General features: G+C 46.4%; 7 protein-coding genes. 5 read left to right on the top strand and 2 right to left on the bottom strand.

Features of this window, described 5'->3' with window-relative positions; all coding sequences use genetic code 11:
• The first annotated feature begins 41 nt into the window (after positions 1-41).
• The 5 genes from GC098_RS27625 (at position 42) to GC098_RS27605 (ending at position 11,275) form a co-directional block, all read left to right on the top strand.
• A complete protein-coding gene (locus GC098_RS27625) occupies positions 42-2,279 on the top strand; it encodes an AraC family transcriptional regulator (RefSeq protein ID WP_171646414.1) in 2,238 nt (745 codons plus the stop codon).
• Between the two features lie 253 nt (positions 2,280-2,532).
• Entirely contained in the window at positions 2,533-3,474 is a 942-nt protein-coding gene (locus GC098_RS27620; protein ID WP_171646550.1) for an ABC transporter permease, read from the top strand.
• A gap of 18 nt (positions 3,475-3,492) precedes the next feature.
• On the top strand, positions 3,493-4,368 hold the full coding sequence (locus tag GC098_RS27615; RefSeq protein ID WP_171646413.1) for a carbohydrate ABC transporter permease: 876 nt from the start codon (positions 3,493-3,495) through the stop codon (positions 4,366-4,368).
• Positions 4,369-4,434: 66 nt separating this feature from the next.
• Positions 4,435-6,108 (top strand): extracellular solute-binding protein, encoded by a 1,674-nt coding sequence (locus GC098_RS27610; RefSeq protein ID WP_171646412.1) that lies wholly within the window; start codon positions 4,435-4,437, stop codon positions 6,106-6,108.
• A 115-nt stretch (positions 6,109-6,223) separates the two neighbouring features.
• Positions 6,224-11,275, top strand: a complete 5,052-nt coding sequence (locus GC098_RS27605; protein ID WP_171646411.1) for an OmpL47-type beta-barrel domain-containing protein — start codon at positions 6,224-6,226, stop codon at positions 11,273-11,275.
• A gap of 73 nt (positions 11,276-11,348) precedes the next feature.
• On the opposite strand, the gene GC098_RS27600 is transcribed toward GC098_RS27605, so the two are convergent.
• Positions 11,349-12,272: a Gfo/Idh/MocA family protein gene (locus tag GC098_RS27600; RefSeq protein WP_171646410.1), complete on the bottom strand. Its 924-nt coding sequence runs from the start codon at positions 12,270-12,272 to the stop codon at positions 11,349-11,351.
• Complete coding sequence (locus GC098_RS27595) at positions 12,272-13,552, bottom strand: MFS transporter (protein ID WP_246359013.1); 1,281 nt, start codon at positions 13,550-13,552, stop codon at positions 12,272-12,274. Before GC098_RS27595 ends, GC098_RS27600 begins: the two co-directional genes overlap by 1 nt.
• Positions 13,553-13,624 lie beyond the last annotated feature (72 nt).

Here is a 13,624-nt window from a genome sequence, read left to right as displayed (position 1 = left end):
GTTATTTCATTGCATATGGATTATGTTAGAGGAGCGTTTTTATGACCAAACCATGGTTTTATCGGCTTCTGTTTTCCTATTTGCCTGTATTTTTCATGATCACTTCCGTGCTCATTGTGCTTATTATTCTTTCGATCAGCCAATTGTCCAAAAAAGAAGCTGAAAATGCAAATAAAACGTATGCTTTGCATATCATGCAGTCGGTTGACTATGCCTTGAAGACGATAGACGAATATGTGATCAAGGAACTGCAGACAAATAAGCGGATTGACCAGTTTTTTGACAACAAATTTGAGGGAAATCCCTATTACTCGGCTTATGAAGTCACAGAATTGATTCGGGGGATGATGAATTACAACAAGTTTATTGATTCAGTTTACTTTTACCGGGTTTCTGATCAAATGGTCATTAGTCCAAACACGATGATAACAGCAGACCGTTTCGGCGATAAAGTGTTCATAGAAGAGATGATGGAAAGCCCTTCTCAGTATCAGCTGACGAATCAGCGGATCTTTAAAGAATTTGCTGAGATGGATCAGCGTAAAGTCGTCATTTCTTTAGTACGAAAGATTCCTCTGTTATCCGGGCAAAAAGGCATCGTCGTTGTTAATATCAGTATGGATTCTATTGTAAGAATGGTCGGTGATATGTCCAATTCAGGGATCAGCTTCATTGAAGTATTCGATCCCGAAGGTAAACAGCTGATGGCATCTGGAAACGCTGATGGAGTAGCAGGCTCTAGAAAAAGAGGGTCCGAGCTGACCCGAATCCATTCCAATTATACAAACTGGGAATACCGAAGCGGTCTCAACGATGACTATTTGTTTACTTTCACCTCTGTATTCTCCTATGTATGGATCGGATTGGGACTGGTTATGGTTGTCCTTGGTGGGGTCTGGATGACCTATGTGACATATCGCAATTATCGGCCGATTAAGTTGATTATGTCCCGTATTCATGCCTATTCCGAACTGAAGTCGATGGGCGCCCACGGCAAGAAACAAGACGAATTCCAGTATATTGATCGAGCCATAGGCAACCTCATGGAGTTATCCAGCCGCTATGAGAAGCAGCATGAGGAAGATATCGTATTCAGGCGGCGGCACTTTTTCAAAGAATGGCTGGAAGGCAGCCGAGCAGTCGATTATGAAGACTGGAAAGCAGAGATGAATCGGCTGCAGTTGCCTTCTGGCTTCGGTCAGCTTGCTGCAGCGGTCATCGAGATGGATAAGTATATGGAAGTATGCAGAATGTTCTCTCAAAAGGATCAAGAGCTGCTGAAATATGTACTAAGCCGTGTCGTTTATGAAACTGCTGAACCGCTTGGCCTGACTGTATGGGCGGAATGGACGGCTACACACAGGCTTAGTGTTGTGATATTCGCCGATGAGAATGTCAAAAACAGCGAGAAACTCGCAGCCAATCTGTGCGAAAATGTTCGCTCCTGGGTCGAACAGCATCTGCATTTCCGCATTACACTTGGTGTCGGGCATGTGGTTGGACAAGTTCAAGAGCTCGTTCATTCCTACGAGGCTGCGGTCCATGTTCTTCGCTTTAAATCGACCTTAGGAACGAATCGAGTCCTGTATCATTGGGAATCCGAAGCGTCCGCAGAGAAGGAAATGTATAAGCATTTGCCTCTGGTCAAATCACTGGCTCAGTCGTTTCGCTTGGGGGACAAGGAGTGGAAACCCGCCTTGGAACAAATTTTCACCGAATTAAAAGTCGGGTTATTCTCCTACGATGAGATCCGCAATCTCATGAATTATTTGGTTTATCATTTACACCGGGAGATGATGGAGCTCTCAGTCGAGCTGCAGGAGTTATGGCAAATCGCGCTGCCTCAGCTGAACGACGTCATTGAACAGTTCGATACGATCGAAGAATTATATGCAGCTTGGTTTCACTTGTTAGAAGAAGTATCGCAGCGGATGGCTGATATTCGTGAAGACAGAAGCACACATGCCGTCATGAACCAGATTCGCACCTACGTGGAGACCCATTATGCAGATCCTGAGTTATCGCTTACCTCGTTAAGCGAGCAGTTTCAGCTTCATGCCTCGCATGTCAGCCGTGCATTCAAAGAGGAGTTTGGCGAAAAATTCGTTGATTATCTCGTTAAGATCCGGATGGAACAGGCGAAAAAGCTGCTCCAGAGCAGCCGTGACTCCGTCCAGGACATCGGGGGCATGGTTGGATACACGCATGCCATATCGTTTATACGCGCCTTCAAGAAGTATACTGGTGTCACGCCAGGCGATTATCGGAAGCAAGAGTAATCATGCCATTTTTCAAGAAAAGTATATTGTTAATTGATGTTTATTCACCTCTGCATCAAATCCGCTAAAGCCTTGTACAGCAAGGGGTTTCAAAAGAGTTTATTCGCTAATTCATGTATATTGAGAAGAATTGCACCTCTGAGGTACATTGATTCCATCGACGGCAAGGGAGCAAAAGATGGATCAACTTTTACACTAAAGGAGGTGACACACGATGCCACATACACCGCTAGACAACATTCAATCAGCCCCCATGATTACTACACGAAGATTTACCCACCATGCCGCCAAGTCGCTGCAGCCCCGTCGTCGTTTCAAGCAAAATATGCCGCTGTTGATTATGTTTGTACCGGTTATCGCTTACTTTATTATCTTCAGATATTTTCCAATATTAGGGAATGTAATTGCCTTCAAGAACTATAACTTGATGGATGGCATTTGGGGAAGCCCATGGGTTGGCCTAAAGTATTTCAAGGCACTTTTCACCCAACCCCAGACGCTGACCATCATCCGCAACACCGTCACATTGAGCTTATTAAGCATTGTTGCAGGATTTCCATTTCCGATTATCATTGCCATCCTACTGAATGAAGTTCGCGCCATGCGGTTCAAAAGGATTGTACAGACGCTAATCTATGTTCCTCACTTCTTCTCATGGGTCATTGTCGGAGGCATTGTCGTTACGATATTCTCTCAACAATCAGGTATCGTTAACAAGCTGTTGGAGCTATGGACGGGTCACACCACTGCCTTCTTGTATCAGGAGCATAGTTGGATAGCTATCTTCCTCGGATCTGGGATTTGGAAGGAAGCTGGATGGGGAGCAATCATATATCTGGCGGCTCTTACCTCGATCGATACGCATCTGTATGAAGCTGCCAGCATTGACGGTGCGTCCAAATGGAAGCAGATCTGGCATGTCACGCTGCCCGGTATTCGCAGCACGATTATTCTCATGCTGATTTTGAGTATGGGTACTGTCATGGAAGTCGGGTTTGACCATGTGTACACGCTCCAAAATGCAGCCGTTTCGGATGTCTCGAATGTCATCAGCACCTATATCTTTATCGTGGGTGTCCAGGGAGGACAGTTCAGTTTAACTACGGCGGTCGGGTTGTTTGAATCTCTGGTCGGCTTCTTCTTCGTCGTCCTTGCGAATCAACTTGCCCGTAAATTCGATCAAGGACTGTGGTAAGAAAGGAGCCTCCCCATCATGAAACCAACATGGGATGAGAAAATCTTTTACACAATCAATTATATGTTCCTTGGCCTTGCAGCTCTCAGCTGCGTTCTTCCCTTGATGCATATCGTATCTTTATCTCTGAGCAGCTATCAGGCAATTGTATCGGGGCATGTAACCCTGTGGCCGCAAGGCTGGACTATAGAAGCGTACAAAGCCTTATATGATGGCACGAATATGGTCAAAGCCTTTCGTAATAGTGTCGTAATTACCGTTGTCGGTGTTGTGCTAAGCATGTGGTTTACAATCATGGCGGCTTATCCGTTAGCCAAGAAATATTTCTATGCGCGTCGCTTTTTTACACTGGCTATCGTATTTACCATGCTGTTCGGAACACCTTTAATTCCTCTGTTCCTGATCGTGAAAAGCCTCGGCTTACTGGATACTTACGGCGCCATATGGATGCCGGGTCTGATCAGTGCGTTCAATATGCTTGTGCTTCGGACCTTCTTTATGAATGTGCCTGAAGAGCTTGAAGAGGCAGCACGCATGGATGGCTGCGGAGAATGGAGACTTCTCACCCGGATTATTCTCCCGTTATCCATGCCAGTCTTGGCTACGTTGACTTTATTCTATGGCGTCGGATATTGGAATTCATTCTTACACGTACTTATGTTTATCAATGACAGCACACGAATGAATTTGGCGGTAATGATTCAACAGATGGTCGCCAGCCAATCAATTCTTCAGGAGCTTAATTCCGTGAGACCGGATGATTTGCAGCAAATGACACCAGAATCCATCAAAGCGGCCGGCGTGATCGTACTCATTGTGCCTATGCTGATCGTCTATCCTTTTTTGCAGAAGTATTTCGTTAAAGGGGTCATGATCGGCGCGATTAAAGGATAACACGAAAGACAATACAACCTAACTTGAGCTGTTTTAGGAAACGAATTATCTAAGGGGGGTATATCCATGTTTATATTACGAACGGGTCATCGGAAAGCTCTATTATCTACACTTGCTTGTATCGCGGTATTGGCAGGCTGCTCCACAGCCAAAGTCAACGATCCAGGGGCATCGTCAAGTCCGAATGCGACCCCAGCAGCCGAACCGGCTAAAAGAGGAGCGATTAACGTTTCCGTCTATGATCGGGGCAATGTTCCTCCGGAGGAAGGTAACTGGGATAAAAACCGTTGGGTGGAGTGGATCAACAAGAACGGTCCTGTCGATGTTAAATATACACCCGTTCCCCGCTGGGAATCGTTCCCGAAATTTAATGCTTTGCTTGCCTCGGGAAGCGCACCGGATTTGATACTGGAGTATGACGCCAACTACAGGAACAGCTGGTATTCGCAAAAGCTGCTGATGCCGATTGATGAGATGGTTGACAAATACAGCACGAACTACAAGCAAATTCTAGAGAAATACCCGCTGCTGCGCAAGATTGGAACGAAGGAAGACGGCAAACTTTATGAAATCGGGCGTTTAAATGTTGTGGCCCCGCATCATCGTCTCTTAATCCGTGAGGATTGGCTCCAGAAATTGAACCTCCCTGTTCCGACCACAACAGAAGAATTGTACAACGTAGCCAAAGCATTCGTGAACCAGGACCCTGACGGCAACGGTAAAAAGGATACGTTCGGTATCAACCTGAGCGGCGTCGGCTTCTCCGTGATCAGCCACATCTTCGGTCGTTCGATTGATTGGGCTGAACAAAACGGAAATTTCGTACATGATTGGGAACGTCTCCAGGCTTCCGTTGAATTCCAGAAGCGTTTGTTTGACGACGGATTAGTCGATAAGGATTTTCTCACAGATAAAAACGGACAAAAAGGTATTCAAGATTTTATGAATGGAAAATTGGGGATTTTCGCGATCGACAGTGCTTGGTTTACCATTTCGAACTATGAAACTTTGAAGAAGAACAACCCTACGGCTAAGGTCATTCCTATGGCTTTACCGAAGAGTCAATTCGGACAATTCAGCCCGATTATCAGCACACCTGTGCAAATGGTCGGTGTCGTCAATGCCAAAGCGAAGGATCCGAAAGCAATTATGCAATATATTGACTGGATGGTGGATCCCCAAAATGCAAGCTTGCTGAAAAACGGTATTGAGGGTACACATTCGCAAAAAGGCTCGAATGGCTGTTTGCAGCCTATCGATACGGAGAAAAATAAGAAAGAGCTGTACACGGATGATCTGAATATGATGAGATCCGATTTGCTGCTGGGCAAATGTGCGGAAGTGTATCTGGTGAACCTGCGCCCTGAAGTGCCAACCCAGAAAGAGCTGCTCGATATCAACCTCAAATCCAAAGAAATCTATATCAATAAAGATCGTCCTATTCCTTCTCTCGGCTATGACTTCTTACCGGTCTTGCCTGATGATCTGCAAGCGATTGTCAAAAGCACAAGCAAATCCAACAACATCGATAAAGGTGACATTTGGTTGAAAGCTTTGGTAGGCGGCACTGGCTATACCGCTCAGCAAGCTGTGAAGGATGCTAAGGATGTATGGGAAAAAGCAGGCGGCAAACAAGTCGACGATTATTACGCCAAATGGTATGAGAACAACAAAACCAAGGCATTTAGTATTGATGATCTGTACAAATTCGCTGAACAGTCTCAGAAAGAGTTGAAATAGAACTAAGGAGGAGCGGCGCTCCAAAGTTAGATGTGTCGGAGCGCCGTCTACACATGACGTGGACCCCGGATAGGATTAGGGAATCCTATTGATAATCTCATTCATGGAGGTAATTATGAGCTCCCTACACAAGTCAAAACTCCTTGTTTCAATCCTTCTGTCTGCAATCATTGTCTCACTGCTCCCGCTCTTTCCAGCGTATCGTGCTTTTGCTGCGGGAACAGGTATAACCCAAGACTATTGGAACAATATTCCTGGTGGGAAAGTAGAACAGATCCCACTAAAGACGCCTCCGTCGGGTTCGAGGTTGCTCGCTAACTTCGAGACACCGAACAATACGGGGGATCTCTATGGTTCTCGTGTTTATGGTTTTCTGACGCCCCCAGTCAGCGGAGGCTACACTTTCTGGATCGCAGCGGATGACAGCTCCGAGCTATGGCTGAGTCCGGATGGTGATCCTGCGCACAAAGAGAAGATCGCATCTAATACAGTCTTCGCTAAGCCCAGAGAGTGGGGTAAATCCCCAACTCAGAAATCAGTGGTCATTCCGCTATCCAGCGGGAAAAGATATTACATCGAGGCGCTGCACAAAGAAAACACCTCTAATGACAATTTGGCAGTCGCCTGGCAAGGGCCGGGAATAGCCCAACAAGTGATACCTGGCACTTACTTGACACCTTTTGTGCTGCCTGATGCGCCATCTAATCCCGTGCAGGACGACACAGCAAATACGTTCGGGTGGACGCCCATTCCAGGTTATCCGGATGTGGCTGACTATGAATACAGCACAGATCGCGGTTACACGTGGCAAACCGTAACAACGAACCCGCTTCAACTGGACAATGTCAATTACACGACGGGACAAATACAAGTTCGGTTGAAAGAAACGACAGCTCAGCCTGCCGGAAAGATCCTTTATTCAACCGCTTTTTACACGCTAACTACAGTGGAACAGCCAACTCCAGTTTATACGATGCTTTGGAAAATCGGGCTTGATAATCAGCTGTCGACTGAATTTAGCGATTATAAATCAACACCCATTGAGTCCTTCAGCCTTCCTTCCGACTGGGCCACTCGCACAGACTGGAGTTCGGTATCTAAAGGACTGAAGCTTAGCCGCAACGGTTCTATGGTTATTACTTACAACTTGCCAGCGATCCCGGAGCATGGCGTGCAGTTCAGCTTTAGGAGCTTGGATGCGTATGTATCCGTTCCACAGTTAGCTGTATTTTCCAATGATACGATGGCCGGTTTAATCCAGATTGTCGGCTTGAACGGCGGGAATACGACTCGAAAATTCAAAGAAACTTACGAGCTTTATATTCCTAAGGAAATGCTGAAGGTTGGATCTAATGAACTGAAGCTGTCTTTGGATCGAGGCTTGTATGCGGGAACTGAAGGTGATGAATATCATTGGTTTGAATGGGATTATGCCAAACTTGAGGCATTGGGAGCTCCGGCTACGGAACCGATTCATGGGCGGTATACCCATCTAGGAACTGCGCTTGTCTCTCATGTATTGAAAGATCGCGATCTGCAAACGATGGAAGTAACGAAGTGGCTGGGACTCGCTTACAGCGGGAACGTCATTCGTTCCAGTCAATTTTCGCGGGAATGGCTGACTGCCTTGCGCGATTTGAATTTAGCACCGGTGCTGCTTCCATTCGGAACCTATATCAAGGATCCTGAGCTCTCTTCGGGGGTCGTCCCTGAGAAGCTCAAAGAGTACTACAACAATCTCATTGCAGAAAATGGGGATTTGTTCGAATACTTGGAGCTTGATAATGAACCCGGCGTATTCAACAATGCATTTGCGGCCGATTTGGCTCTTGCTAAGTATGTTAGTGAGCAGAAGCCTTTGCTAAACCCTTGGTTGAAAGCGGTTTCTCCAGGCTGGGCCTACTGGCCATCCAAAGGAATTCCTGATGGCTGGGAGCGTGATCCTGCCTACCGCAGACAGATTGAAGACTATACCGATATGACGAACGGTCACAGCTATACCTTAAGCGGGATTTCGAGTGGTGAGGGAGGCGCTGTCGTTGAGACATTAAAGACTTTTCCTGAGTATCAGGGTGACGGAATGGCAAAGCCGATGATGATGAGTGAAACGGGAGCTAATGATTTTCATACCGACAATAACCGTTACGATACATTCACACACCGTTTCGCCTCCATCTTCGATCGGGAAACGCGCAGTACCATCGGCTATCTCGATTACATCATGCAGCATGCCGCTTACTTCCGAGAGTACAGCTTGCTCAAAGAAGACATCGAGATGAAATCTGCAGACGATGCCGAAGCGTGGATCAACACGAGTGATCCCGATGAAACGCGTTTGAAGGTATTCCGCCGTTTAGCGCTTGCCTACAGTACGCATGGCAATCCGCTCCCTTATGTGTATACAAATCAGAATGAGCTTGCTGGGAAAAAAGCTTATTTCCGCGCGGTGGATACATCTAGTCTTGGTGTGAGCAACACTGGAGCAAAATCCAATAAAATTCTGCTCAATTTTGTTAATTTTGAAACGACACCGGTTACAATGAACGTCAATGTCACGCTGCCTAATAATGCCCAGTATGCGGCAGAACGCTTTGGCGCTGGCAACACGTATGCGGCTGCACGCAGTTTTACGACTATTGACGCCGCTTCGGGCGCGCAGTTATCGGAAACTCTCCAGCCAGGTGAAGCCGTGCAGTATATTTTGACCTCGTTAGAACATTCAGCACCAAGCAAGCCTACGCTGCAAGCACGGGCCGTTTCGTACAAACAAATCAAGCTGACTTGGCAGCCTTCTACGGATAATGCAGAAGTAGCCGGATATAAGCTCTATGATAACGGCGTACTGCTCGCTAAGCTGCCGAAAGCCGTAACCCGTTATTCTCATCAAGATGTAAGACCGGAAAGCGCACACTCGTATACGCTGATCGCTTATGATGACTCGGGCAACGAATCCGTACCGAGCGACCCTTTAGCCATATCCTCCTTAGCTTTGCCGGCATCTCCTTTTACCACTACGTCTACGGGAGCTTTGCATGTTGAAGCAGAGCAAACGGAGCTGGAAGGAGTGACACATCATGGCACATTCGTCGGCATGTACTTTACACAAGGACGGATGAACATGCTGAAACCGCCTGTCAAAGCAAATACCAATTACATTCTTAAGCTTAAATATAGTTCGGCCGCGAACAAAAGGGTGAATCTCGTTATCGACAATCAGCTGATACGGACGCTAGATTTGCCGGGAACGGAGCCGAACGTCTATACGACAGTCGAATATAACGTCATGATGCCTGCGGACATAAGCAACCTTGTGCTGTCCATCGTCAAGAGCAGCGATAATGTGTTCGCCTACTTCGATTGGTTCGAGCTAAAAGAAGGCATCTTGGATGAAACACCTCAAGCACTTTGGACCAATGTCATTCATTCCAGTACGAATATGTATTATTCCGCTTCTACCTTCGCTCTCGGCGCCAATGGAGCCAATCTTCATGAAACGACAACACCTGGCGATTACACAGCTATGGGCTTTAAGGGTACGGGAATCCGTTGGTATTCTGATATAGAGTCTACTTTAGGCGAGGCTGATGTGTATATCGATGACGTCCTGCAAGCAACAGTAGATTTGAAAACAGCAAACACACAAGGCGCGAAGAAGGTTGTTTTCGAAAAGACGGGTCTCCCTATGGCAAACCATATCATCAAAGTTGTCGCTAAAAACGGCCGTATCATCCATCAATCGTTTGAGTTTCTGAGTTTGGAACGCCAGCCCTTAACTCCAGGCCCTGATCTTATCGTAACAGATCTTGGAACGGATCCAGCAGATCCGTATGCCGGGCAAACGGGAATTCGATTCTATGTCACGGTGAAAAATGTCGGTATTCTCCCGACCCCTGCCGGCAAAATAACCGGAGCCGTGTTTGGTTTGAACGGCGGTTCTTTCGGCTATACGGATACGTATAATCAATCTATCCCTGTAGGAGGTAGTGCAACACTCTATACAAACGCAGGCGGTGAGAACGGATATTGGGAAGTTCCTAATGGAGAAGCCACCTACCAGTTAAGCGTCAATATCAATGATATCGGACGATTCACTGAAATGGATCGCACAAACAACACCAAGGAGATGACTTTCCAGGTGAAGAAGCGAGATATCACCCCTCCTGTGACAACAGCGACAGCGGACGGGGCAACTGGGTCAGGCACATTCAACAAGCAAGATGTGCATGTTACGTTTACAGCCGTGCATCCGACTGTTGGCGTTGGAATCAGGCAAACGGAGTACCGAATTCAGGGTGGAACATGGCATCCTGTCACAGCTCAGCCGGTCACCTTCAGCGATGAAGGGGTGCATCAAATCCAGTACCGCTCGATTGATGTGACGAATAACGAAGAAGCGCCCAAAGATTTGATTATTGGCATCGATAAAACGGCTCCAGTCACCACGCACACATCATCAGAGGGATGGCAGCGCACACCGCAAACCGTCACGTTAGCGGCATACGATGCTCTGAGCGGTGTACAACAGTCCTTTTATATGCTAAATGGAGGAACAGCTACTGCGGGAACCTCGGTTACGGTAAGCACTTATGGTGTAAACACAATACATTACTACAGTGTTGATGCGGCAGGCAATCAGGAAGCTAGTCATTCTGCGGAGGTACGCTTCGATCCACAAGCTCCTGAAATCAACATTGCCGGTCCTTTAACTGTATTTTGGACGGATCCGATTGTATTGAATGTTGGTATCACAGATGCTTTAAGTGGAGTGGCCTCATCTGTAGTCAAACTGGACGGTGCCGTTGTTAGCCCTAATATTAACCTCCAACCGCTTAGCTTGTGGATAGGTCAGCATACGATAGTAGTAACGGCAACAGATAGCGCGGGCAATACAATCGTACGTACCTTTGTATTGAAGGTGATCATGGATCTCGATCATTTGGACGATCTACTCCGTTTATTATGGAATTTAGGTTATTTCCCAAATCAAAGCACTTATAACAGCTTGCAGAACAAGGTTACTCAGCTTCAGAAATTGTTAAACCAAAGTCAGCTTAAAGATCCGACAATCTTTGATGCTGTCATCAAGGATGGCAAGTATACAGATAGTAGTACCGCCAAGCTGCTTCGGGATGCCATTCTATATTTGCAGCAAAAGTCAGAGAAGTGAACAGTAAAGAAGGGGCATATCATCCAAAGTCACTTTTGGATGATATGCCCCCTTTACCCTTTTCTGTACCTGTCTATACGGACAATCGTTCCACTAATTGATGTGACTCTAGAACAAGGTCTCCACGGATGCTGCAGGCATTCGGATTGTCCAAGCTGTCCAGGAAATGCTGAACAACACCGGCAAAACCTCTTCTTTCAAGTACCGTGTCCCAGCTGCCGAAGGAGCGTACGCGTGGCGCGGCGTCTTTTTCATAAAAAACGGCTGACTCTAGGTTTGTTACTTCTACCGATCGGCCGCTGCCGTGAAGTTCTACTTTCTCTAAATCAACACCAGCAAGTCTAACCATGCTGTAATTGCCTAGTGAAGTGTCGAATGCCAGCGTCCCTGACGCATGGAGTAGTTTGCCTGTTTCATCGACTTGTTGATTGTATGTGCTCACTTCGTACGGGCTCTCTCCAAGCCATAGCAATAGGTCCAGCATGTGAATCAGGTCATCATACAATGTCTCTTTGGCGCTATGACCTTGCTGCTTGATCCGGTGCTTAACGGCTGAACACCAATCGAAGCCGCCTGCCTCCTGCAGCCATTGCTTAGCCTCTATATAAAGGGGAGCAAACCTGCGGTTAAACCCCGCTGCCAGCAAAACCCCTTTTCTCTCCGCATAAGAAGCCATCTCGGCGGACTGTGCCCAATCGTAGGACAACGGTTTATCTACATAAACAGCTACGCCCTGTTCTATACTTTTCATAGCCAAATCGTAATGGGTAGATGTCGGACTATGTACGAAAACAGCATCCAGTCCTTGTGCAAGAAGCTCATCTAAGTTCGTTGTCCCATAAGGAATGCGATACTTTGCCTTTATCCGTTCTACCGTCGCCGGGGTGGAGCTCATGATGCCTACGATATCCACTTGCTCGTTGACCGATAAAAGAGGCAGATACACTTTTTGTGCGATATCACCTAGACCAATTAATCCGATTCTTTTCTTCGTCATTATGCTTCACTCCTCATTTGTTTTCCCAGCACCATACGTCCGACCAACAGTCCAAGTACAAGTAAAACAGCGCCAACTACCGTAGAAACACCATATATTTGCACCCACATCGGGGCATCCGTAATCAAGGCATATACTTTTCCGCCAAAAATAGGTCCCAAGAAAGCGGCAAAGCCAGTGATCGCCGAATAAGTAGCAATATACATCGGACGTTCGCTCTTCGGTGTGTCGCCAATCGTAAACGTGAACACCATCTGATTAAACCCACCCAGGCCAACGCCAAGAACAATATGAACGGCATACAGAACAACAATGGCTGGAATGAAAGCAATCGCTCCCCATAATAAACAAGCTAGTGCAATGATCGGTAAGGACCATAACAGCAAGGTTTGAGCCGTATAACGCACATTCAAATTGCCCCATACATAGTAACTCGCCATCATGACCACGGTATGAACGACCGTAATTAACGAGACAGTTTCATAATTAATTTTCATCAGCTTGAGCATGACATATGAGAAGAGCGGCACGGTTACCCCTTGCACGAATAAAAACACAGCCAAAAAAAGAATCGCTTTAAGAAAAGCGCGATCCTTCAACGGCTTCCCAATCATCCCTACCGGATTCGATGCCGTAGATGGCTCGAAGGGGGGATTCGGATATAAACCGAAGGCTAGTATATTTAAGACCACACAAACGCTGCATATGATAAATAAATAGTTAAAACCTTGCCCGCCTGGATACCGATCTAATATTTGTCCGCCAATGAAAAGAGCTAAAGAACTTACCCCGCCCAATATCGTGTTGCGAAGTCCAAAATAACGTCCTCGAACCGGACCCGGCACCGCATCACTAATCAGTGAGGTCCAAACAATTCCACCCGCGGCATTTCCCAAATGAGCAGCTGTATATAGCACAATATACATGACAACCCACAGATCTTTGGGAAATAAAAAAGGGATCAAACCCACAGAAGTCCAAAGCAATCGGTGTGAGGAAGCAAATATAAGCAGCATCCGTTTGCGGTTTCTGAATTTTTGCATGACCACAGCCATCCCAATTTGAATGATATTGACGACGGTTGTAATGGCCAACACTAAACCAATTTCGGTTGAAGTCGCTCCTAAATAAAGCAAATAACCCGTTAGAAACGGACCGCCAAGGAGCTGAAAAATAATAACCGCCGGGAACCCCTCCAACGTTGCGATGAGCAGACTTTTTCGGTAGGTGGATACTTTTTTTCTGGGTTTTCGTAAATAACCCACAATTTTCATTGTCATACTCGCCTCCTGATGTAATTCTTATGATGTATGACTGATCTTAAAGTTTACAAACTATAGGGTGCTTATGGT

It is taken from the genome of Paenibacillus phytorum, from assembly GCF_013141715.1.
GTDB classification, from domain to species: Bacteria; Bacillota; Bacilli; order Paenibacillales; family NBRC-103111; genus Paenibacillus_E; species Paenibacillus_E phytorum.
Note: the sequence above shows the minus strand (reverse complement) of the source record. Positions and strands in the feature narration are given on the sequence as shown.